22 protein-coding genes are annotated in these 24622 nt (G+C 45.2%); 9 read left to right on the forward strand and 13 right to left on the reverse strand.

Annotated elements, in window-relative coordinates:
• Window positions 1-243: 243 nt before the first annotated feature.
• The 11 genes from DXD68_RS16770 to DXD68_RS16820 all read right to left on the reverse strand — a co-directional run bounded on the left by DXD68_RS16770 (window position 244) and on the right by DXD68_RS16820 (window position 12683).
• Window positions 244-2304 (reverse strand): BT4734/BF3469 family protein, encoded by a 2061-nt coding sequence (locus DXD68_RS16770; protein WP_122362667.1) that lies wholly within the window; start codon window positions 2302-2304, stop codon window positions 244-246.
• 1 nt (window position 2305) lies between these two features.
• A complete protein-coding gene (locus DXD68_RS16775) occupies window positions 2306-2917 on the reverse strand; it encodes an HU family DNA-binding protein (RefSeq protein ID WP_122362668.1) in 612 nt (203 codons plus the stop codon).
• Window positions 2918-3341: 424 nt separating this feature from the next.
• Complete coding sequence (glmM, locus tag DXD68_RS16780; RefSeq protein WP_122362669.1) at window positions 3342-4730, reverse strand: phosphoglucosamine mutase; 1389 nt, start codon at window positions 4728-4730, stop codon at window positions 3342-3344.
• A gap of 12 nt (window positions 4731-4742) precedes the next feature.
• A complete protein-coding gene (locus DXD68_RS16785; protein ID WP_122362670.1) occupies window positions 4743-5327 on the reverse strand; it encodes a DUF4827 domain-containing protein in 585 nt (194 codons plus the stop codon).
• A 55-nt stretch (window positions 5328-5382) separates the two neighbouring features.
• Window positions 5383-6432 carry a DHH family phosphoesterase gene (locus tag DXD68_RS16790; RefSeq protein WP_122362671.1) on the reverse strand — a complete coding sequence of 350 codons (1050 nt, stop codon included), beginning with the start codon at window positions 6430-6432 and terminating at the stop codon, window positions 5383-5385.
• A gap of 44 nt (window positions 6433-6476) precedes the next feature.
• Window positions 6477-7751: a ComEC/Rec2 family competence protein gene (locus DXD68_RS16795; protein ID WP_122362718.1), complete on the reverse strand. Its 1275-nt coding sequence runs from the start codon at window positions 7749-7751 to the stop codon at window positions 6477-6479.
• A gap of 36 nt (window positions 7752-7787) precedes the next feature.
• Entirely contained in the window at window positions 7788-8438 is a 651-nt protein-coding gene (rpe, locus tag DXD68_RS16800) for a ribulose-phosphate 3-epimerase (RefSeq protein ID WP_122362672.1), read from the reverse strand.
• A 76-nt stretch (window positions 8439-8514) separates the two neighbouring features.
• The gene (locus DXD68_RS24320; protein ID WP_199715718.1) at window positions 8515-8691 is read right to left on the reverse strand and encodes a hypothetical protein; all 177 of its coding nucleotides are present in this window, start codon (window positions 8689-8691) and stop codon (window positions 8515-8517) included.
• Window positions 8692-8810: 119 nt separating this feature from the next.
• Entirely contained in the window at window positions 8811-9404 is a 594-nt protein-coding gene (locus DXD68_RS16810) for an RNA polymerase sigma factor (RefSeq protein ID WP_122362674.1), read from the reverse strand.
• A 202-nt stretch (window positions 9405-9606) separates the two neighbouring features.
• Complete coding sequence (locus DXD68_RS16815) at window positions 9607-11241, reverse strand: OmpP1/FadL family transporter (RefSeq protein ID WP_122362675.1); 1635 nt, start codon at window positions 11239-11241, stop codon at window positions 9607-9609.
• A gap of 89 nt (window positions 11242-11330) precedes the next feature.
• Complete coding sequence (locus tag DXD68_RS16820; RefSeq protein WP_122362676.1) at window positions 11331-12683, reverse strand: hypothetical protein; 1353 nt, start codon at window positions 12681-12683, stop codon at window positions 11331-11333.
• Between the two features lie 373 nt (window positions 12684-13056).
• Here DXD68_RS16820 and DXD68_RS16825 point away from each other — a divergent pair, with 373 nt between their 5' ends.
• The 9 genes from DXD68_RS16825 (at window position 13057) to DXD68_RS16865 (ending at window position 22657) form a co-directional block, all read left to right on the forward strand.
• Window positions 13057-14250, forward strand: coding sequence for a saccharopine dehydrogenase family protein (locus tag DXD68_RS16825; protein ID WP_122362677.1), 1194 nt, complete (start codon window positions 13057-13059; stop codon window positions 14248-14250).
• 5 nt (window positions 14251-14255) lie between these two features.
• Complete coding sequence (locus tag DXD68_RS16830; protein WP_233577200.1) at window positions 14256-15269, forward strand: radical SAM protein; 1014 nt, start codon at window positions 14256-14258, stop codon at window positions 15267-15269.
• Window positions 15270-15279: 10 nt separating this feature from the next.
• Window positions 15280-15738: a thioredoxin-dependent thiol peroxidase gene (bcp, locus tag DXD68_RS16835; RefSeq protein ID WP_122362679.1), complete on the forward strand. Its 459-nt coding sequence runs from the start codon at window positions 15280-15282 to the stop codon at window positions 15736-15738.
• A 5-nt stretch (window positions 15739-15743) separates the two neighbouring features.
• A complete protein-coding gene (recA, locus tag DXD68_RS16840; RefSeq protein ID WP_122362680.1) occupies window positions 15744-16787 on the forward strand; it encodes a recombinase RecA in 1044 nt (347 codons plus the stop codon).
• A 169-nt stretch (window positions 16788-16956) separates the two neighbouring features.
• A complete protein-coding gene (locus tag DXD68_RS16845) occupies window positions 16957-17910 on the forward strand; it encodes a GNAT family N-acetyltransferase (protein WP_122362681.1) in 954 nt (317 codons plus the stop codon).
• Entirely contained in the window at window positions 17907-19208 is a 1302-nt protein-coding gene (locus tag DXD68_RS16850) for a polysaccharide deacetylase family protein (protein ID WP_122362682.1), read from the forward strand. The genes DXD68_RS16845 and DXD68_RS16850 overlap by 4 nt, the downstream gene beginning before the upstream one ends.
• Window positions 19205-20290, forward strand: a complete 1086-nt coding sequence (gene wecB, locus DXD68_RS16855) for a non-hydrolyzing UDP-N-acetylglucosamine 2-epimerase (RefSeq protein WP_122362683.1) — start codon at window positions 19205-19207, stop codon at window positions 20288-20290. Before DXD68_RS16850 ends, wecB begins: the two co-directional genes overlap by 4 nt.
• A complete protein-coding gene (locus DXD68_RS16860) occupies window positions 20287-21534 on the forward strand; it encodes a glycosyltransferase (RefSeq protein WP_122362684.1) in 1248 nt (415 codons plus the stop codon). Before wecB ends, DXD68_RS16860 begins: the two co-directional genes overlap by 4 nt.
• Entirely contained in the window at window positions 21527-22657 is a 1131-nt protein-coding gene (locus tag DXD68_RS16865) for a glycosyltransferase (protein ID WP_122362685.1), read from the forward strand. Before DXD68_RS16860 ends, DXD68_RS16865 begins: the two co-directional genes overlap by 8 nt.
• A gap of 9 nt (window positions 22658-22666) precedes the next feature.
• On the opposite strand, the gene DXD68_RS16870 is transcribed toward DXD68_RS16865, so the two are convergent.
• Complete coding sequence (locus DXD68_RS16870) at window positions 22667-24061, reverse strand: ArnT family glycosyltransferase (RefSeq protein WP_122362686.1); 1395 nt, start codon at window positions 24059-24061, stop codon at window positions 22667-22669.
• A gap of 5 nt (window positions 24062-24066) precedes the next feature.
• Entirely contained in the window at window positions 24067-24480 is a 414-nt protein-coding gene (locus tag DXD68_RS16875; RefSeq protein WP_122362687.1) for a 2-amino-4-hydroxy-6-hydroxymethyldihydropteridine diphosphokinase, read from the reverse strand.
• Between the last annotated feature and the right edge of the window lie 142 nt (window positions 24481-24622).

A 24622-nucleotide genomic window follows, 5' to 3' on the forward strand; every position in this document is an offset into this window, starting at 1 on the left:
GTTTCAAAAAAAGGTGAATGGTTAATAGAAACCGTTCACCTTCATATTTTGTCAGTTTTGAATGTAGTGTCGTTGGTAGGGGCGGTTCGCGAACCGCCCTTACAGGCGCCGTCATAATGGAACAGGCAGGTTCGACCGTAGGGGCGGGGTCTGCCCGCCCTTCTTCACCGGTTGTTATATTATTGTCGCAAAGGGCGGGCAAACCCCGCCCCTACAAAACCTGTCATTTGGGTTCATTATTTTCTACACTTTCCTCACCAAACAATAATAATTCCCAGTCCTCGTATGTATCTTCCGAATCCCTGAGGCATTCAGCATTTTACCGAAACGACAAGCCGACGTATTACTGAACTTCCGTTTGGAGCGTTCCGAAATAATATCCAACAATTCGACTGACGTAAACCGCTCTTTCCGCTCCCCTTCTTCCGGCAAACGGAAATAACTGAACAGATATTGCATCTCCAACGGCTCGTCTTGAAAACCGGCATTACTCTGCGTCAACAGCTGCTCTTCTTCCGTATTCAGCCAATAACGTTCGCCCGAACGAATAGCATGGACTGCCTGCGCATACAACTGTTCGTACTCCAACGGAGAAGAAACATCGATCGGCCCCGTTACCTGTACACATACATACCGACGACTGCCGGTCGGATCGGTCAGCAACTCCATCGGATTGGCCGTAGCCGAAAAAGAAGCCAAACGCCTCATCTGCTGAAATGTCTTCTGATGCGGGCGGCGTATCTTCACTTCCGGTTTCTGGATCAGGTGTTTCAAATCAGCCTGATACTTCCGGCTCAAACGGTCGAACTCATCGATCGTGATCAACACGTTCTGAGCCATCAATAACTCCGCTTCACTCTTATTCTCCAAATTAATACTTTCCGCATGATAATCCCTTAACACAGGCGGCAGAAGCAAACGGAAAAACGTCGATTTCGAAATCCCTTGTCCGCCAACCAGTACCGGCACCAGGCTGTTCGCATACAGCCGGTCTGTCTTTTGCCAATGCGCAACCATGCTGACAAACCAGACATAAAAACGATTCCTCCACTCCGGATCCGATGTCGGCACCGTATCCGCCAATGCACGTATCCGGTCCTTTCCGTCCCATCCCGGCAAATTGTATAGAAACTCCTCCAGCGGATTATAGTTCGGTACCCGCGGTGAATAAATATAACGCCTCACATCTTTATCCCAGATATCGAGCCCTTCCTCCATCGCATTCAGACAGATCCCGTTCAGCACCTCCGGCGTCACCGGTCGGAAACGAAAACAGAAAGAATGTTTCTCCCTGTACTCTACCTCCCCGATAATCTCGTTCTTCCGAAACTCATACCGCCGTTTCAGAAACTCCTCCATCCGTGCCAGCAGGTTCATCGGCTGCGGCAGGCAAGGTTTTTTCCCGAACGATTTACGCGAAAGATACACATTATGAACCGTCAGCCTCAACAAAGGCTGATCGCCAAGACTCCACATCCGGAAATAAAGCCAGCGCACGACATCTTCCTCCGGAACACCCGAATCGAAACAAAGCGCACTGACCGCCGCTATAAAATCTTTCGGTTCCTTCTCTCCCCAATCGGGACCCTGTTCGCGATACACCTGATTCAGGCAAGTCTCGAAAAGCATTGCCATCTTATTATATTGCTCCACACCCGGCAAGATACGTGCCAGCGGATCATCAGAAACCCGTATCTGTTCCGTATATGCGGAATCTTCAGGCATCTTCAACGGCTGTTCCATCCGGACAGGCAACGACTCCGGATTATAAAAACACTCCGGATCGAACGACAAGCGGCATCCCCGGTCGAGCGACGGCTCCTTGAAATCGACCGGCCACTGTAATTGCGCCTGATAATGCAATACCGCCCTGCGATAGGCATGTGCATGAAAACAATCCGCCGCCTCTTTCTCCACCGGCAGCGAACCGTCCGGCAGCGTATAGCGAACCACGACCTTCACACTCAATCCGCTTGAACCGATAAAGGCCAATAAAGGCTGGTTGTACTTTGTAATCTCATCACGCAACCGCCTGGCCTCCGCCCTGTTTGCCAAACGATTAAATTCCAGTAAAACCAAACCGTTATACTGCTTCCAAACCTGCTCCTTATAACCGGAAGCAAAGAGTACCACCGGAATTTTTTCCGCATCAGCCAACCGGCTTCCGGGCGAACAATAAGGAATCATTTCACGCATATCCCTCACCCGCCGGGCTTGATCCTCATCCTTTATACGTTCCGCGACGGTTTCCAGTGCCACCAGCTTGCCGGAACTCAGATTTCCTTTCAATAATGTAACTTTCATTTCACACCTCTTTTTTCTCCGCTAAAACATAAACAGCTACTTTCGGACCTCCCAGACGAACGATACGCCCCTCTTCTCTCAACAACTTCAGATCCTGCTGGGCTATATAACGGGAACAGACATTCACCCCCATGCAATCGGAACTGGTGACCTCCCTGTGATTCGACAGATAACGGAGAATACGTTCCTGACGTTGCCCGGGAATGTAGGCCACTTTTTTTCGATAATCCGTCGCCCTCTCGAAATGCATGGAGCTCATCTCCTTTTTCAGTTCCTTACAGGCCCGGAAAACAACTTTCGAAAACCGGATACTTTCCGCCCTGATCTCTTTGGGGTCACGTATAGGCGGACATTTAGCCGTAACATAAAACGAACCTATCCCATCGATCTCCACCGAGTCACCGTCTTTCAGTGCCCGAACCAACTCTTCTTTAAAAAAAGTCATTATACCTTTGACCTCTCCTTCATTGAAGGTACCGCGATCGGCAATTATCTCACATAACTTTTCAAAACGCAGCACCTGCCCTTCCACGACACGGGCATGCAATACGCCTTCTTCTTCTTCCTGTCCGGGAGAATGAGGATTTTTGTAAAACAAATACTTTGCTGGCATATATACGATTGTTTTTTCTACTCCCTGCCTCACTTGTAAGTAAGGAGTAAGTCAGTACTATTTAAGGCAAACCCTATAACTCTTTCACTTAACGACCGTGGTCGGCATGCTTAACCACCTCCGTCATCAAGCTTAACGACGGAGGTCGCAAAGCTTAACGACAGCCATCCTTTGATTTCAAAGTCGTATCTAAAGGTATAGTTTATTATTGGTTTTGTGGTAATATACAGGGAGAAAAGTGTTACTTATTTTAAGTGCGGGAAAATATGAAACTCAAAAGGTGAACGGTTTAAGCCAACCATTCACCTTTCAGAGAAACCGTTCACCCTCCATTCACCCACTTAAAGTAAAACAAACCAGTACTTTAAGAAGGAAAAGGTGAAGGGTGAATGGTTTATAAGCGTTTTTATATGTATTCTTTGGATTACTTACACATCTCGTTGATCACCGCGATCAGTTCGCCGCCAATCTCTTCAGCTTCTTCCATAGTGTGAGCTTCTGAATAGATACGGATGATCGGTTCTGTATTACTTTTACGAAGGTGAACCCACTTATCCGGGAAGTCGATCTTCACACCATCGATATCTGTAATATCATATTGAGCGAATTTCTCTTTTACTTTAGCCAGGATAGCATCCACATCGATATCCGGAGTCAGTTGTACTTTCTGTTTAGAGATGAAATACGGAGGATAGCTGGCACGTAACTCACTTGTCTTCATTTTCTTCTTTGCCAGATGAGTCAGGAACAAAGCGATACCTACCAACGCATCACGACCGTAATGGCTGGCCGGATAGATCACACCGCCGTTGCCTTCACCGCCAATCACTGCATTGGTTGCTTTCATCTTCGTAACAACATTTACCTCACCTACAGCAGCTGCATTGTATTCGCAACCATGAGCACGAGTGACATCACGCAATGCACGGCTTGAACTCAGATTGCTGACAGTGTTACCGGGAGTATGACTCAAAATATAATCGGCAACAGCTACTAATGTATATTCTTCACCAAACATTTCACCGTCTTCGCAGATAATAGCCAAACGGTCTACATCCGGATCGACAACGAAACCGACATCTGCTTTCGCATGCTTCATCAGGTCTGAAATCTCTGTCAGGTTTTCAGGGATAGGTTCCGGATTATGAGAGAAGTTTCCGTGAGGTGCACAATGCAGTTTAAAGATTTCCTTTACACCCAATGCATACAGCAAATCCGGCAAAACGATACCACCCACAGAGTTCACTGCATCAATAGCTACCCGGAAGTTAGCCGCCTTGATAGCTTCTACGTCCACCAGGTCAAGATTGAGTACACTCTCGATATGTTTCTGTTTATATGTATTGTCGACAATCACTTTTCCCAAATGATCGACATCTGCAAATTCAAAACTTTCGGAAGCTGCAATATCCAGTACCTCAGCACCTTCAGCAGCATTCAGGAACTCACCTTTCTCGTTCAACAACTTCAAGGCATTCCATTGTTTCGGATTATGACTGGCAGTCAATATAATACCGCCGCATGCTCCTTCCATAGCTACGGCTAATTCAGTAGTCGGGGTTGTAGCCAGATCGATATCGACAACATCGAATCCCATACCTGTAAGCGTACCCAAAACCACCTGTTTAACCATCGGTCCTGAGATGCGGGCATCGCGTCCGACTACGATTTTATTTGTTGTAACTGTCGTGTTTTTTCTGATGAAGGTAGCATAAGCTGCTACAAACTTCACTATGGCCAACGGATTTAGTCCGTCCTCCGGTGCTCCGCCTATTGTACCGCGAATACCGGAAATAGATTTAATTAGAGTCATAAGTAAATTAGATTATTTTTCAAATGTATATCTTACTTTTTTGAAATAAACCGGGAAATATTGGCTTTGAAAAGTATTTCCCATCCGCTTAAACGGAACAATCAGTCGAACGACAGCCCCTTCCCCTACATGATATAGAGGCGTTGCCAACCCTTCGCCGACAAATTGATCAGGGAAGTAATTTACATATTCTCCGGAATAAACATTATAACCGAAAACAAATTCAGTTGGATATCCATAGACATATGATGGTCCGTAAGTTAGGTTATTAGCCATTAAATAAGCTGTATCCGAATCCAGTATTCCATACGCTTCAAACCGGCAAAAGACCTTTGTTTGTCCCAATACCGCCCTATTCCCATTACCGGAATCTATCACGTTCAGATACACATCATTGTCCAACTTCACAAATTCATTTTCCTTAAAAACACCATCTGACGGATAGTTTTTAAGAATCTTAAATCCCTCATGATCAATCAACCGATCAATCGCTTTCCTCTCATCCTTCAAATGCTCAGTATACGACTTCGTTTTATCGCACGAAGCCACCAGCAGAGCCACACACAAAATCATCAGGATATTAAAACCTCTCTTCATCTGTTATTCTTTAATGTATAAATGAGCGACAAATGTAAATAATATCTGCCATATCTCAGGCAAGTTTCTCTATTTCTTCTGTTTTATTAGGATTAAATTCTTTCAATCCCTTTTCAAACGTAGCTACAGCATCCTCCAAAGAGCCGAAAAACTCTCCGCCGGAAGCATTTTTATGTCCGCCGCCATTAAAATACTGACAAGCAAACAGGTTACAAGGAAAATCACCTACCGAACGGAGTGAGACTTTAATATAATCTCTGTCTTCACGGATAAAGACACTGAATGTAACTCCCTCAATACTTAACGGCATATTGACAAAACCCTCCGTATCCCCTGTTTTGTAATGGAACCGATCCAATTCCTCCTTTGAAAGAGTTATCAGGGCCGCATGATGTTCCGGATAAATCCTCATCTTTTCATACAAGACATACCCTTGCATGCGCAGACGAGATTCAGAGTAAACCTGGAATACCTTACGATATATCAAGTCTTTATCGATCCCTTTCTTGATCAGCTCACTGATGATCGTATAAATTTCCGGTTTATTGGAATTATAAGTAAACGAACCGGTATCCGTCATCATCCCTGTATAGATACATGCAGCCGCCTCTTTCGTCATCAGATCGAACATTCCCATACGGCAAATGAAACGGAAAACCATCTCGCTGGTCGACGACATTTCCGGATACGACATCGTTACCCGACAGAAATCGGCCGGATTCAGATGATGATCGATCATCACCTTACGCCCTTCAGAAGCGATAACGGCAGGAGCCAGCTTCTCGATACGCTTAGGCTCGTTAAAGTCCAGGCAAAAAATAACATCCGCATCATGGATCAGCTGTTCGGCAAAATCAGGATACTTCTCATGAATCACAATATCTTTTGCTCCCGGCATCCATCTGTAGAACGAGGGAAATTCATTCGGGACAACAACTGTTACATTATCTTTACCATACGTAGTAAGGAAATGGTACAACCCCAAAGAAGAACCAATAGCATCACCGTCAGGGGTGACATGGGTTACAATGACAAAACTTTCGCCTTTCTCAACGTATTTCTTGGCTTTCTGTATTTTCTCTTCGTGAATGATTTTTGTAATCATATATAATCTTGTTTACAGTGACAAAGGTAGTACTTTTTTGCGTTCTACCCAGTAAAAAAACGTTCAATAAGCAATTCAAAGAATATAAATAACAATAGAAGTAAACCTGCCAGAAGAAACCCCGGCCGCCTGGTTTTGACATACAATAAGAATGAGAGTATGGAAGAATATCCCAGCACGGTAAACCATACATCGATACGCCCCTGAAAAGTAACCTGCGTCACGCGACTGAAAGCATCTACGATCCAAAACAAGGTATGCGTCAGCTTTTCTACAAACAGCTGCAACAATCCGTATCCGGGAATACCGGGAGGAAGCAAGAGCCAGACAAGCCCTGCCGGAATAAGAAAGGTCGACAGGAAGGTCAATGGCAGATTGGTGCAAAGGAAGACCAGCGAGAACTGCCGGAAATAATAGAGGCAAAGCAAGGTCGTTCCCGCCTGAGCTGCCAGTGTGACGGTTATCCAGCCCCAGGGTATTGCCACCAACGGATTTCTCACGACGATAAGGTTCTGTAAACGAGGTTGTAGAAACAAGATCGCCAAGACAGCCAGATAGCTCAACTGAAAACCGACATCGAAGAGATACAACGGATTAAAGACCAACATGCAGAAAGCTGCTGCCGCCAATGTATTATACCCGTCAGTCCTCCGCCTAAGTACCTGCCCGGTCAGATAAAGCGTCAGCATCAAACCGGCACGAACAGCCGACGGTGCCAATCCGGTTACCACCACAAAACACCAAAGCAGGCAAAGTGTCGACAAATACCTCCCCCATCTACAGAAACCACTCTTAGGCAAAAAAGAGAACAGGAAAGACAGGAACCCGCAGACGACAGCCACATGAAAACCACTTACTGCCAAAAGATGGGCAACACCGGTGACGGAAAACCGCTTCCTCACATCACGGCTCATATCTTTACGATATCCCAGCGTAATGGTTGCCAGCACCGACTTCTCTTCTTTAGACAGATTCAGCCGGTCGAAAGGCTTCAGCAAGTCGGCTTGTTCCTGCCGGGCAAATTTCATTAATGAGGAAACAGCAGGTTCTTCCCTCCTGTCCTGCCAGTAAGCAGTCCGCTGTATCGAAAAGCTAAGCAATAAAGAAAGGAATACCACGCCCCATATCCAGCGTAATTCATAATTACAACCTTCCGGCTGCATGCCCGGAGCCAGCCAGGCAAAAGCGACGAAGATCATAGAAACTACGATCAGTAACAACGAGACGAGACTACAATGAAAGGAAGATTGCAGCAAGATTCCGGTTATCCAAATGAAAAGCGGCCTGACAAACGGCCGCTTCTGTATTTCTTTCAGGATCATACAAAGGTCGGTTTTGGTTGGTTATCAAATTCTCTACATCTCTTTCAGCTCTTTTATCGTTTGTATCGGATCAGGAGAGCTGAAAACAAAGCTACCGGCAACCAGTACATCCGCCCCGGCTTCAAGCAATCGTTTTCCTGTTTCCAGATTCACGCCGCCATCTACCTCGATCAGCGTATCCAGTCCCCTCTCGCGGATCATTTCTTTCAGACGAGTCGTCTTATTGACTGAATGCTCGATAAAACGTTGTCCGCCGAAGCCCGGATTAACCGACATCAGCAAAACCATATCCAAATCCTGAATAATATCTTCCAGCAAACTGATCGGAGAATGCGGATTTAAAGTAACAGCCGCCTTCATACCAGCCTCTTTTATCGCACCGATAGTCCGATGCAGATGCGTACAGGCTTCATAATGCACATTCATCATATAAGCACCTGCCGCAGCTACTTCCTTGACAAATTTCTGGGGTTCGACAATCATCAGATGTACATCCATCGGTTTCTTCAGGATAGGCTTGACAGCATCCAGCACCGGAAAACCGAAAGATATATTCGGGACGAAAACACCATCCATAATATCCATGTGCAACCAGTCTGCCTCACTATTATTGATCATTTCCACCTCTTTTTGCAGGTTCAGGAAATCGGCAGACAACAAAGAAGGAGCAATTTTATGTTTCATAATCTCAAGTCTTTTTGGCAAAGGTACAAAAAAAGGAAAGAGAACACGATGTTAGTGTCCTCTTTCCTTCAATTTCTTAGTTCATCACATAACCACAGAGTTCCGGTTGCAATGCAGGCTCTACGTGGTAGCTCCTTGCAAATTGAGAAAGGAAATCAAGCGTTTGTCTGCTTGGTGTACTTTTCTTCTCGTTCCGGTTCTTTTTAGTTCTATCTTTCAATCCATCCATACATTGTGTAGAAAATCTCTTCATAGGCATCCCCTTTTTATTCGTTTGATAATAAAACGGGAGATTATTCTACTTATTATATGAACCGGAGAATATTTTTTACCGGATGATAAAAATCACAATTGGCTCGCTTCGTGAACCGATCATGCCATAGATAACTCTATGCTGTTTTCTTCAGCCATACGGCGCATGTTCAGGATCGCATAACGCATGCGCCCCAATGCCGTATTTATACTGACACCTGTGATATCGGCAATTTCTTTAAAGCTCAGATCCTGATAATACCGCATCTCCAGCACTTCACGCTGACTGTCGGGCAAATGTTTTACCAGTTTCTTCACATCCGACAATACCTGGTGGCGTACGATGTTATCTTCAATCGTTCCGTCGCAAAGTTTTATATTATTGAACAGATCCACTTCCACTTCATCGTTGGAAACCGTATTCTCACTGCGTTCCTGGCGGAAGTTATCAATGATCAGATTATGTGCAATACGTGTGATCCATGCTTTAAACTTACCGTTTTCTGTGTAACGGCCCTGCTTAATAGTCATAATCACCTTAACAAAAGTCTCCTGAAAGATATCTTCTGTCAATTCCTTATTGCGGACTATAAAGTAAATATAGGAATGGATACTGCTTTTATGACGGTTCAACAACACATCAAACGCAGCATTATTACCTTGCGCATAAATGACAACCAGTTCTTCGTCGGTCATCGATTTTAAAGTCTTCATTACTTCTATGTTTTATAGTTTCTTTGAGTAATGTTTATGCTATAGGCAACGAGGTTTTAAATGTTAGACAATTTTGTTTTCGAAAGCAAAAGAACAAAAAGTATTTTAAACGGACAAATATTTCTGTTATTTTTATACAAAAATGTCCCCTGCCTGTACGTTTTATGTACAAACAGGGGACATTTGCTAACAAACTATATTTTTAGAACTTATACCCCAAGGTTAAAGCTACCTGCGTCGTTTTTGTCTTCAAAGAAGCAGGGTCGGATTTAACAACCACACCTTCTTTCAATAACTCATCAACATCGCTTATTCCCGCATGATAAGTACTGGGAAAAGCATAAGCATCCTCTTTATACACACGATAAACACAAGCTAAATCCATATAAAAATTAGGGGTAAAACGATATCCCAAACCTACAGAATAGGAATTAGTACCTTTATCCACGGTGTAATTAGGAATAGTACCCACAACCCCTATGGCTTGAGTATAATATTCTCCCTTCTCATTCAATGGCGGGATACCATCCTTTACATGTTGCTTCATTGGAGAAGTTTTCCATAAAGTTCCGGCACGAACAGAAAACTGGGGAGTTATTTTATATTCTGCTCCCACTTTCAATGTTCCGGACATTCCAAAATCCTTCTTAATATCATCCGTAGCCTGCAAATCAAACCCATCCAAGTCGTTCAAGTTCATCCGCTTATAATTAGTCAATTCATAATCGGCACTGATCAGGAAGTTCTGTCCGACACCTGCCACACTGAATATCCAACGATCCGGAGTACGAAGATGATAATCTCCGGCTTGAGATTTAGGTGTACTCATCGGATCCCACTTCTGATTGTTGATAATGGTTTGAGCTGTACCGCTGAAATAGTCGGTCAGTTTATACCACGTCGGAGAATTATAGGCAACACCGACACGCAGAAAATCTACCGGACGTACGATTGCTCCTACATTAAAAGCATAACCTGTTCCATCCGTAGACAAACCATTATCCATCCACAACTGACTAGCCATAGGAAAATCCTCCGTATACTTAGTCGTCATACTGAAATCCAGATCCGTTATGGCAACCGTTGCTCCCAGGAAAAATCGATCGGAGATATTAGTTGCAAACGAAATATTATATTGACCGATAGATCCTTTCTCATTCACCAACAAATCGGCATTTTGAGGACTATAACTTTCCCAGCCGTTCGCCCCTTGCTTTCCGAAAGCAGAATGATACTCATCACTACTATCATCATAAGGATCGAAGAAACCGGCATCAAACCCTAAGATCGGCAACCAAGGCAAGTTGGGATTATTATAAGGTTCATAACTTCCTTCTACATATTTAAGATCGCTAACCTTAATACCATAAGCCATATCAGCCACATAATCTGCCAACGAGTAAGCCTGCGCCCCATTCATCCGGTAAGAACGGTTAAAACTCTTCACCCGGTTATAGGAAATACCGAGATTCCAGCCTACAAGTCCTTCATCATTACCTGTCGGGAAATATCCCACATAAGCAATATTGTCAAAGTTAAACTTTGTCTTACTGGCATCCGCTTTAAAACCATTCCAGTTCGTATTTGCTTTTGACGTTGATAAACTTATCGTAGTAACCACTTCGGAGCTACGATATATCCCCAACCCGGCCGGGTTAGTAGACATAGACGATATATCCCCACCTAATGCACCAAAAGCGCCACTCATACCCAAATAACGGGCAGTCCCGTTCAAATCCGTCTGCGACAATCTGTATGCATCCATCTCACCTTGTGCATATGCGACACCACCGGCCAGGAAAAATGCCGATATAAATAAGCACGTTATTCTTTTCATCGTTTCTCTTGTTAATACCTTTTAAATATATAAGGGCTCATGTAGGAATACAGGCCCTTATACTATAATTATATTATCTCTTTCATATTTTATCTGCGACCACCTGAACGACCGCCGCCTCCGCCGCCACTTGAACGGCTGCTACTGCTACCTCCACTGCTGAATGAGCTACTACGACTGCTGCTACTTCTGGAAGGAGCGGAATAAGTGCTCTGGCTTCTGGAAGGAGAAGATGTGCTGAAACTTGAACGGCTGCTACTACTTCTTGCCGGAGCTGAATAAGATCCGGATGAAGACCTTGTACCTGAACCGGTATATTCGCTTCTACGAGTTGTCGTACTCGGACGGGTACGTACCGTAGATTCAGACTGTACGCGACCTGAAGAAGACGAACTTCTGCTAGAACGTATGCTACTATTGTTTCTTATGCTTTCTCCTCTCGTTGAAGAAGCAGACGACGAACGTGTAGAATAACGATCAGAACTCAATCCTCTTGCACTGCTTGCACGGTTGTTTTCACTTCTTAAAGATGTTGCACGATTCGATGATCTGTAAGATGACGAACGGTTTGATGATGCGGAGCTATAGCGACTGGAAGAACTTCTTCCGGAAGTATAACGGCTTGACATTGCACGCCCCGACGATCTGTAGTTGTACGGGTTATAATAATGGTGGTGATGGTGTCCCCAATAGCCGCCACCTCCCCAGTAACCGCCGCCCCAATAGCCGCCGTACCAAGGACTGCTCCAGCCTGCATAGAAGCCACCCCAGCCCCAGCCGAATCCCCAGCGGGGACCATACCAGGAAGAGTAAGTCCACCACGGACTATAACTATACCAAGGGTCATACCAGTTATTATACCACGGAGAGTTCCAGCCGTACCAGCCTCCCCAGTTATTACCCACGTTAATGTTCACATTCACATTGGCATTACCGTCTGAGTAATCCGTATCGTAACCATAACTGTAATAACCGTCGCTCAGATACAGATCCACCTGGTCTGCACCGGCAATCGTGATCTTACTCGGAGAATGATAACGAACAATACGCTCCGTATATTCCGTATCCGAACGGCGTTCCGATTTCTTCGTTACCTTTTGGTTGTTATCCGGTAATTCTTCGATATAAGTTCCGTCCTCGTCATCGAAGTCCTCATCATAAGGTTCTTCCACGTCGACAGATGTATATCGCCTATTGTATTCATCTACGTCCCTGTTTTCTTCAAACGCCGGATGCGAATCCGAAGCCGATGCCAAAACGATTGCAGATGAAGATCCCGTTGCATCTTCTTTTTTGGGCTGTATAACCTTCTCTTCTGTTTTTTCTTTCTTTTTTTCTTTACTTGAAGAGAAATACACATCATCAAAGAACTCCTCCTGGGCTGCGGCACTGAAGCCAACCAGGAGCATCACCACTAAAGATGTTAATTTCATGGGTTTCATATTCGTTTCTCCTCTACATTAATATATTTATTCTACTGTTTAGACTCTGTTTCCATTGTCAGGGTTTAAATGCGTACTCTTAATAACTCTAAAAATCTCGCATTCTACATACAAATATAACGCGTTCCCAATAAGAACCAAGCATTTATATATACTTTAACTTTAATATTTATCCAGGCATTGCGTTTACATTAAATAAGATGCAGTTCGACTTACAAACGCTGCACCGCTTCCCCTAAGAGAAAAAGACACGACTCACCGTCCGATTGTTTTTAGACTACTGTTTGATTTTTTTCCAAAGATAAATCGTATATTTGTCCTTTGGTTTAAAACCTTGTAAACTGTATATTAACAAGATTAATTCTATTTGTAAATGGGAAGAGTATTAGTTATTGGTGCAGGGGGCGTAAGTACCGTTGCTGTTAAAAAGATCGCGATGAACGCTGATGTTTTTACCGATATCATGGTGGCCAGCCGCACGAAAAGCAAGTGCGACCAGATTGCTGCCGATATCAAGAATGTGAAGGTGAAGACAGCACAGGTCAATGCGGACAACGTGGACGAGCTCGTTGCATTGTTTAATGACTTCAAGCCCGAGTTGGTTGTCAACCTGGCTTTACCTTATCAGGACCTCTCCATCATGGACGCCTGCCTGGCTTACGGTGTCAGCTATCTCGACACCGCCAACTACGAACCGCTGGACGAGGCGAAATATGAATATAGCTGGCAGTGGGCCTACAAAGACCGCTTTGAAAAGGCGGGGCTGACGGCTATCCTGGGATGCGGATTCGATCCTGGCGTAACAGGAGTATATACAGCTTATGCAGCAAAGCATCATTTCGATGAAATCCAGTATCTGGACATCGTAGACTGCAACGCAGGCGATCACCACAAGGCATTCGCTACGAACTTCAATCCGGAAATCAATATCCGCGAAATCACCCAGCGTGGTAAATATTTCGAGGACGGGGAATGGAAAGACACCGATCCGCTGTCGGTACACAAGCCGCTGAACTACCCGAATGTAGGTCCGCGCGAATCGTACCTGATGTATCACGAAGAGCTGGAAAGTCTGACAAAGAACTTCCCGACCATCAAGCGTGCCCGCTTCTGGATGACGTTCGGACAGGAATACCTGACTCATTTACGTGTAATCCAGAATATCGGCATGTCGCGTATCGACCCGATCATGTACAACGGACAGGAGATCGTTCCGATCCAGTTCCTGAAAGCCGTACTGCCTAACCCGGGTGACCTGGGCGAAAACTATACGGGCGAAACTTCTATCGGCTGCCGTATCCGCGGTATCAAGGACGGAAAAGAACAGACTTACTACGTCTACAACAACTGCAGCCACGAAGCAGCCTACAAGGAAACAGGCGCACAGGGCGTAAGTTATACGACAGGCGTTCCCGCCATGATCGGTGCCAAGCTCTTCATGCAGGGAATATGGAAGAAACCGGGCGTATGGAACGTGGAAGAGTTCAATCCGGATCCGTTCATGAAAGAACTGAACGAGCAAGGTTTGCCCTGGCACGAAATGTTTAATGTAGACCTTGAGTTGTAAGAATAATGAGTAATATCTACAGGATACTGCGTCTTAGCACACGTATCAAAAGCAGAAGGATCAAGCTGTTAGGCATTTGGGCCTTTCACCTGCTGGGTAAAAGGTACATCGGCATTTTCCTCGATCCGGTACTGGCTTGCAACTACAGGTGCAAGATGTGTTATTTCAGCGATGAAGAAAAAAGAAAGACCTACCGTGGTATCCTGGGATATGAAGATATAGAAACTATTGCCGGCCGTTTGTTTCACCGGGCATTGAAGCTTCAGATTGGCTGCGGGGCGGAGCCTACATTATATAAAGACCTGGTAAAAGTCATTTCGCTGGGTAAAAAATACAATGTTCCTTACATCTCAATAACTTCAAACGGAGCTTTATTGACCAGGGAGTTATTGACGGAGGCAATCGAAGCCGGGCTCGACGAACTGACATTATCGGCGCACGGGGTCACACGGGAGACTTATGAATACCTGATGGCAAACGGCAAGTTTGACCGGTTCCAGGAGTTACTGGCTGATATTGCTGAAATAAAAAAGAAATATCCGGCATTCAAATTACGTATAAACTATACGATCAACAACAGGAATCTGAATGAGTTAAGCCGTATCTGGGAGGTGATCGGGGATGAAATGGACATTCTCCAGCTAAGGCCCATCCAGAAGATCGGGAATACCGAATACCAGGATTTCGACCTTACACAGATTTACGAGAAGTATGATACGATATTAGTCCCGTTGATAGAAGAATGCAAACGTAGAAATATTGTTTGCCTGGTTCCTCAGAAACAGAATCTTATCATACTCGAAAATGACGAAGTCGAGGACGACGGCATTGAAAAGGCTACTTACTGCTACGTCTCTCCCCAAGGCTGTTGGAAAGATGATTTCGATTACCGGACAGAGACATTCGAATCGTATGCATCCAGGGTACACCTGGGCAGGAAACTGTTCGGCAAAGTACTGAAAGGAGGCAACCACCGGAAAGTGGTAGTGACGCGTAAGATGAATTATAACATTAAATAAACTGAATAATATGGCATTACAAGTTGGAGACAAAGCCCCCGAAGTGTTGGGGACTGATCAGAACGGAAATGAAATAAAACTCAGCGATTTCAGAGGTAAGAAGCTAGCGCTTTACTTTTACCCGAAAGACAACACAAGCGGTTGCACGGCAGAAGCCTGCAGCCTGCGTGACGGTTACCAGGAGCTACAGGCAGCCGGTTACGAAGTGGTCGGGGTAAGTAAAGACAGCGCAAAATCCCACCAGGGATTCATTGCGAAGCAGAACCTGCCTTTCAACCTGATCGCTGACACGGACACAGCCCTGCAACAAGCCTTTGGCGTATGGGCGGAAAAGAAACTGTACGGACGTTCATACATGGGGACTCTCCGTACCACCTTTATTATCAACGAAGACGGTGTCATCGAAAAGATAATCGGTCCGAAAGAGGTGAAGACAAAAGACCATGCTAATCAAATCCTTAATTCATAAAAGGGATGGCAAAAGAAGACAATTTATTCGAAGAGGGAAAAACCCCGGAAGGTAAACCGGCTGTAAATGCCGACAAGTTAAAAGCATTGCGTGCAGCAATGGACAAGATTGAGAAGAACTACGGAAAAGGTTCTATCATGAAGTTGGGTGACGAAAGTATAGAAGCAATCGAAGTGGTTCCGACCGGTTCTATCGCACTGAACGCCGCTTTGGGCGTTGGCGGTTATCCGAAAGGACGCGTTATCGAGATATACGGACCGGAATCTTCCGGTAAGACAACCCTGGCGATTCACGCTATTGCCGAAGCACAAAAAGCGGGCGGTATCGCTGCCTTTATCGATGCGGAACATGCGTTCGACCGTTTCTATGCGGAAAAGCTGGGTGTCGATGTGGAAAACTTATGGATCTCACAGCCGGACAACGGTGAGCAGGCATTGGAAATTGCCGAACAGCTGATCCGTTCGTCTGCCGTGGATATTATCGTTATCGACTCTGTTGCGGCATTGACGCCGAAAGCCGAAATCGAAGGCGATATGGGTGACAGCAAGATGGGTCTGCAGGCACGTCTGATGTCTCAGGCATTGCGTAAGCTGACCGGTGCGATCAATAAGACAAACACGACTTGTATATTTATCAACCAGTTGCGTGATAAGATCGGTGTGATGTTCGGTAACCCGGAAACGACTACCGGCGGTAACGCGCTGAAATTCTATGCTTCCGTACGTCTGGATATCCGTAAGATCGGTACGTTGAAGGATGGCGACGAAGTGAAAGGCAACCAGGTTCGCGTGAAAGTAGTGAAGAACAAGGTGGCTCCTCCTTTCCGTAAGGCTGAATTTGATATCATGTTCGGCGAAGGTATTTCCAAGGCGGGAGAGATCATCGACCTGGGTGCAGAACTGAACATCATCAAAAAGAGCGGTTCCTGGTATAGCTACAACGATACAAAACTGGGACAAGGACGTGATGCCGCCAAACAATGCGTCAACGACAATCCTGAACTGGCTGAAGAATTATCCGGATTGATATTCGAAGCATTGAAAGGATAAGCTACGCAGATTATCAGAAAGCTATTACCGGACGCAGATTACGCAGAAAACGCAGACTTTCGCAGATTTATTTTTTTAACAAGTCTGCGAGATTCTGCGCTTCGTCTGCGTAATCTGTGTTCCCTAATATCAACTTTTGACACAGTTTTTATTTAATTCTCTTCCTATCATGACAAACAAAGACAAATATCGCCTCCTGTGCAGTAATGAAAGCAGCCTGCCTCTTTTTTCACGCGACTGGTGGTTGGATGCAGCCTGCGGAGAAACGAAATGGGATGTCTTGCTGGTCGAAGAGAAAGGGAAGATACTTGCCGCCATGCCTCTGTATATTCCCCATCAAGGAATCATATCGATGCCTGTCTATACGCAAACCATGGGTCCCTGGTTCGCTCCGGAACCTCCGGATGCCAAATATACCCGGACATTGGGGAAACGCCAGGCGATATGCAAGGAGTTCACAGACGCATTAAAGGCTTATCCGCATTTCCTGCAAAACTTCAATTACAGGATAACGGACTGGCTGCCTTTTTACTGGGAAGGATACAAACAGACGACACGTTATACGTATCTGTTGAATGCCATACAGGATGAGCCTGTCCTTTGGGAAAACATGAGTCCCAACATTCGCCGGAACATTACAAAAGCCAAAGAGAAATTCGGTATCACCATCCGGAAAGGAATATCCATAGTCGATTTCCTGAAGATACAATCGCTGACCTTCGAACGTCAGCATCTTGCCGCCCCCAAAAGGCAAGACACACTGAGACAGTTGATCACAGCCTGCCGCGAACGCAATCAGGGCGACTTATGGGGAGCCTATGACGACAAAGGACAACTACACGCAGTCGCTTTCATCGCCTGGCAGGAAAGCTGCGCTTATTACCTCGCCGGAGGAGGCGATCCGGCATTACGGGCTTCGGGAGCTCACAGCCTGCTCCTTTGGGAGTGTATCCGTTATGCCTCCCGATACACTACGACATTCGACTTCGAAGGTTCCATGATTCCGGGTGTTGAACGCTTTTTTCGTGAATTCGGGGCAATTCAGGCACCTTTCTTCACAATAACAAAAGGAAATCTCAGTTTATTACATAGAGCCTGGCTTAAGATAAAGGAACGGATATGAACAATCACGCTTTACATTATATAATACGCTTCCTTCTCGGAGAGGATATTCCCGGGGAAATTGTTGCTGCTATCGGATATACGAATAACATAAAACATTTTGAGCGTTATAGTATCGTGATCATACCTTCCGGATTCTTTTCCAGCCGTGTATACGGCACAGCTTCTTCCCTTCCGGAATTACCCTTGCAGGAAATCGAAGGGACTCCTCTCCTGTTCGGCTCGCCTTTGGTGGAGTTGGTTGGCGAAACACTGGTGATCCATGCGGATATCATTGCCAGCACGTACTTTCTTATCACCCGCTATGAGGAAATTATACAACGGAACGTCAGGGATGAACACGGACGTTTCCCCGGAAAGCAATCTCTTCCCTATCGGGCAGGGTTCCTTCACCGCCCGATCGTCGACGAATACCGCTTGCTCCTGCGCAAATGGTTGCAGCAATACGGTCTCCGCATACCGGATGTAAAGAAAGAAATACAGCATATTTACCTGACTCACGACCTGGACATGCCCACTCTTTACCGTACATGGAAAGGAGTTATCCGCTCGGTTCGGGATAAAAGAGGCATCCTGCAATCCGTACAAGGGAAATACGGACCGTTGGAAGAGGATCCGTACTATACATTTCCCTGGCTGTTTGAACAAAATAACGTATTACGGGAACAGGTTGGCAAAGATATTTGCCAGGCGATCCTTTTTATCCGCAGCGGAGGCAAAACCAAACAGGACAAACCTCGTTACAGCCTGCGCAGCAAAGACATAGGCCAGTTATTGGAGTCTGTTTACAGCAATGATATGGCTATCGGACTGCACGCCAGCTACCAGGCAGGTCTGTCACCGGACCTGATAAAAAAAGAGAAAGCCGTACTGGAAGAGCATACCGGAAAAAGCATCCGCCTGAACCGTCACCATTTCCTTTCCAGCCGTGAACCGGAAGATATGACTCAACTGGAAGCAGCCGGTATAACGGATGATTTTACGATGGGATATGCCGATGTTGCCGGATTCAGGTTAGGCACCAGTTATCCGGTGCGCTGGATCAATCCGGTCAGCCGCCGTTTGTCTTCCATCCTGCTGCACCCGCTCACGGTCATGGATTGTTCTTTAGAAGAAAAGAAATATATGGGATTGAATTACGAAGAAGCACAGGCATATAGCCTGAACCTTGCCGAACAAGTGAAAAATGCCGGCGGAGAACTGACACTCTTATGGCATAACACCAGTGCCCAAGAAAGCACTGATAGTTATTTACGCAAACTCTACAGCCATTTATTAAACGAACTCGCAAAGAAATGAAAATTGTCACTATTGTCGGAGCCAGGCCCCAATTCGTCAAGGCTGCCATGGTTAGCCGGGCGATTCATGAATACAACAAAAAGAATGAAACGCCGTATGAGGAACTGCTTCTTCATACGGGGCAGCATTATGATACCAATATGAGCGACATCTTTTTCAATAGCATGGGAATCCCCCAGCCCGCCTGGCAACTGCAATGCGGGAACGGGACGCATGGAGAGATGACCGGTCGTATGCTCATCGAAATAGAAAAAATATTACTGGATACTTTACCCGATTATGTGTTGGTTTACGGTGACACGAACTCGACACTGGCAGGTGCATTGGCTGCTTCCAAACTTCATATACCGGTAGTTCATGTAGAAGCCGGACTTCGTAGTTTCAACAAGCAGATGCCGGAAGAGATCAATCGCATCCTGACCGACCATATGGCAACGATCTTGTGTTGCCCGACTTTCGCCGCCGTCAGGCATTTGGCTAACGAAGGGATACAAGAGGGAGTTCACCATGTCGGGGATGTCATGTATGATGCCGCATTGACTTTCGGCAAATTGGCTGACACTTCCTCCGATATGCTCGACCGGCTGAAGCTGACCAGCAAAGAGTTCAGAATATGTACGGTACACAGGGCAGAGAACACGGATAGTCCGGAAAGGATATCCGGTATCGTCGATGCAATCAAAGAAATATCGTCCCTTTCCTGCCCGACTGTTTTACCCCTTCATCCCCGTACACGAAATTGTCTGGAAAAGCAAGGTCTGTTACATTCATTGGAAAGTCACGAAGGGATACGGATCATTCCTCCGATCAGTTTCCTGGATATGGTCATGCTGGAAAAACATGCGGCAACGATCCTGACAGATTCGGGCGGCGTACAAAAAGAGGCATATTTCCATCACACTCCCTGTATAACATTACGGGATGAGACAGAATGGGTAGAGACGGTTGAAGCCGGCTGGAACCAGATTGCCGGATATAAAAAAGAGAATATCCTGCATTGTCTCGAGAAGCGGCCGGAAAGAAAAGAAATCCTGGAATACGGAACAGGAAGTGCTTCAAAAAACATTATCAATCTGCTATGAAGAAAGTACTGATCATCTGCGATCTTTTTCCACCGGCTTTCGGTCCGCGCATGGGATATCTATGCAAATATCTCGGAAGTTACGGATGGGAACCGGTTGTTCTGACGGAAGCCGTAGAAGAAAATACGTTTACATTCCTGGCAAATAAATGTGAAGTCGCATATGTGAATTATTATACAGCCAAAGGGCGCTTTACCCGAAAGTTGCAATGGCTCAGCACGCTTTTACTCGATCTTTGTTTCGGATATAAGGATATCCGTATGTATAAAGAGGCGGAAAAGCTGGTCAAAAAAAATAAGTTCGATCTGGTTTTATGCAGCAGCTTCCGGACATTTCCCTTGCCGGCAGCACGCAAGGTAGCCCGAAAACATCAACTGCCTTTAGTTGTCGACCTGCGGGATATCATCGAACAATATACCGGAAATGAATTTATATCTCACCCGCTCCCTTCTTTCCTGGGATTAAACAAATTGTTTGTTTCAGTCTTTAAACGGAAAAGTCTCAGGGATAGAAACCGGGTGTTAAGGCAGGCTGATTTTGTAACAACAATCTCTCCCTGGCATGTGAACATGCTGAAACAATATAATCCGAACGTTGAACTGATCTATAATGGGTTTGACTCTGAGTTGTTTTATCCGGAACAGAGAAAGACGGATCAATTCATCATCACCTATACGGGACGGTTGCTGAGTACAGCGATGCGTGATCCCGGGTTATTCCTGGAAGCATTACGGATCTTGTCTGAAGAAAAGGTATTGACCGTCAAGGATTGCCGGGTGTATTGGTATGTCGACGAAGCATCCTGGAAAATCATTACGGAAGAAGCTGAGAAACAGAACGTCCTTCCTTACATGGACTTTAAAGGATACGTTCCGGCATCGGATATTCCTTCCGTATTAAACAGCAGCTCTGTTTTATTATTGTTGACAAACCGTGCCACCGATTCCGGTCCCAAAGGCATCATGACAACCAAGTTTTTCGAATCGCTGGCTGTCGAGAAGCCGATACTCTGCGTACGGAGCGACGAAAGCCATTTGGCTGAAGCGATCAAAGAGACAAATGCCGGACTTGCCGCAACGAATGTAAATGAGGTATGCGATTTCCTTAAATCGTATTATCTGGAGTGGAAAGAAAAAGGATATGCTTCTTCTTCCATAAAAAAGGACAAACTGATCCGTTTCTCGCGGAAAGAACAGGCAAAGCAATTTATAGAAATCTTCGAAAAGGCTCAAATTCATGGATAAATACATCAATATAGTATCGTTCAATATTCCCTGGCCTGCCAATTATGGCGGAGTGATCGATGTGTATTACAAAATGCGGGCTTTACACAAGTGCGGGGTAAAAATCATTCTGCACTGTTTTGAGTACGAACGTCCTCATGCCAAAGAGTTAGCTTCCTTGTGCGAAAAAGTATATTATTACAAGCGTAAAACAGGGTTTTTATCCAATATAACCTGGTTACCCTACAATGTCTTTAGTCGCAAAGACCCGGAATTGCTCGATAATCTGCTGAAGAATGACTACCCGATCCTGTTTGACGGATTACATACCTGTTACTACATCAGCCATCCCCGATTGCAGGGACGGATGAAAATATACAGGGCATGTAATATCGAACATGATTATTACCGCCATCTTGCCAAGGGGGAAACAAACCGGATCAAAAAATGCTTCTTCCAAATTGAAGCCTGGCGGTTCGAACGTTATCAGGAGATTCTGAGACATGCCGATCTTATGCTGGCTGTTTCGACTACCGATACAGACTATCTCCGGAAGGTCTTCCCAGGGAAAAAGGTGGAATACATGCCCTGTTTTCATGTGAACGACCAGATAACCGTCCGGACAGGATCATCCGATTTTGTATTGTATCACGGAAAATTATCCGTCACGGAAAATTCGATTGCCGCCATCTATCTGATCAAGAATGTTTTCTGTAAACTACAGTATCCTTGTATCATAGCCGGCATGGATCCTCCTGCGGCATTATTGGAAACCGCGGCTCCCTATCCGAACATTACGGTTGAAGTAAATCCTTCCAACGAACGGATGGATTACCTCACCCATGAAGCGCAGGTGCACATGCTGATCACTTTCCAGGATACAGGTCTGAAACTTAAATTGCTGAACAGTCTCTTCGGCGGAAGACATACGATAGCCAACCGGCAAATGGTTACAGGCAGTGGTCTGGAAGCTCTTTGTCACATAGCCGACACGCCGGAAGAATTGATAGCGACCTGCCATACATTCATGAAGCAACCGATGACAAAAGAGCTGATCGCTCAACGAAAAGACTGGCTATTCCCTACCTTTTCAAACCAACAGCAGGGTGAACGTCTTTACAAGATGATCTATCATCCGGAATAAGCAGAGCGGTCACTTTTCATCCAATGGTACATACAGCCTCAGAAAGATCAATCCGCTTTTCAGTTCTTTCTGAAGTTTCCATTTGGAATGAATGGCATTGATAGATTCATCATCCCAATTATACAGGTTTGAATAGATGATATACCGGCTCTTGTCCCAGTCGACAGGAGTAAACTGACGCTTATCCTCATTTATATCCAGATCCGCAAAGGGAGCGTTCAGAGGAAATGAAGCAGAAACATCATTCACGTCTATATGCTGGTCTTCAAGATATGTGATCATTTCCTGCCGTAACGAATAACAAGGCAGGTGGCAAAGGACACTATCCCATGCTTTAGACATTTTCTCGGAATAAACCCAAAAGTTGCCGCTGACCAATACCAGAAGCATCCCCACAAAAACGATCCGGATTTTCCTTGCCTCATACACTTTCGACAATAGCTGGGCGGTTATCAATGCCAACAGGATATATAATACGATAAAATAGCGATCACCAAAAGGATTCGTCACGGGAATTGTTACCAAAAACAAAGTGAATAGCACACTCAGGTAAATAATACTCAAGCGGGAATGCACGACAAAGGCGATAAAATTCTTTATACCCATCTTTATTATAGCCACCAGCAAAAACAGCCAGACAATGATCCTCCCCGAATCGAGCATTCGTATTGCCAAGCTCGCTATATTCTTAATGATATGGCTCAGGCTTGCCAATTCACGATGTTCCTGATATTCGAATCCCGGCTGATACAGAAAATATCCGGTTTCCAGTTTCCGGTAAAGAAACCATGCACCTAAAGCCAGTAAAACCGGAATAAAAGAAGGGAAAACATAGACAAACGCCTCCTTGAAAGATTTTTTTTCGATCACTTTCGCGATAACCAGGTACCCCAGTCCCAGTCCGGCACAAACAACAAATCCACGGATACTGACCAGTCCCAAGCAACATGCGGACACTGCCAGCCAGCCTCTCTTATTCTCTAGGAGCAAGTTTATACTTAACAAGGCAAAAAAGCACAAGATAACATCAGGAGAAATGAGAATCAGTTGGGTAGAAAGCGTTGGTTCCAATACTGCCAGCAAAAAGATATAAGGTGTATATTTTGTATTCAGCTTTTCACACAGACGCCAGACCTGCCAAATGACACCTACCGAGAATAAGGTGACAGATAAATGGGCCACCAGTAGATTTTTTCCTAACAGAGTCCATAATACAGCCAGATACATATGTGCCAAAGGTGGTTCCGAGACATAATTAACCGGATAGACAAAAGAGAAAAGGCCGTGTTCCAGTAAATAACTGGCGGGCATTGAATAACCGGCTACATTATCCCAGAAAAAACAATTATCTAATGTAAAGAACTTCAATACCAGAAACAGGACAAGTGCAACGTATTTAGCCATACAATTTATTTATTCGGTTTATATTTTTCATGACCACCGGATTCGACCTCCTGCAGGAAACGGATTCCGGCTTTTACATACTCCCGTTGAAGATCTTCCGGCTTCAGAATAAGGTCGTTCCATTGAAGCAGGTCGATGTCGATAGGAATAATCCCTTCCGATTTACCGTTCGTCGTCCGTCCTAACGTCCTTTCCGTTTGTTTGAAAGCCGCGACCAGCCTGTCCGGCTCTTCCGAAGTAAAAGCGACTGCCACCCGATTCAGGAAAAGGGCTGGGTTATTCATGCCTACCGGCTCGGTATAAACGGCTGCGGAAAAACGGATCGAGACAAAACAGTCCTCTAACAGCCGGACGGCTGCTGCCATGTTCTTCTCTTTATCCAAGTTAGAACCAAGGCCGATTATCACTCTGTTCAACATATATCCCCCGGATTTGTTATTTTCAGACTTCAAAGATACAAAACATTCAGAAATAACATCCGATTCGACACATCTCCTCGCGGGGACAATGCTTGCAGAAGTTTTTAAATACTGTCGCGCAGAATACCTAAAGTTAGGTATT

This window comes from Parabacteroides sp. TM07-1AC (genome assembly GCF_003480915.1).
GTDB lineage: Bacteria > Bacteroidota > Bacteroidia > Bacteroidales > Tannerellaceae > Parabacteroides > Parabacteroides chongii.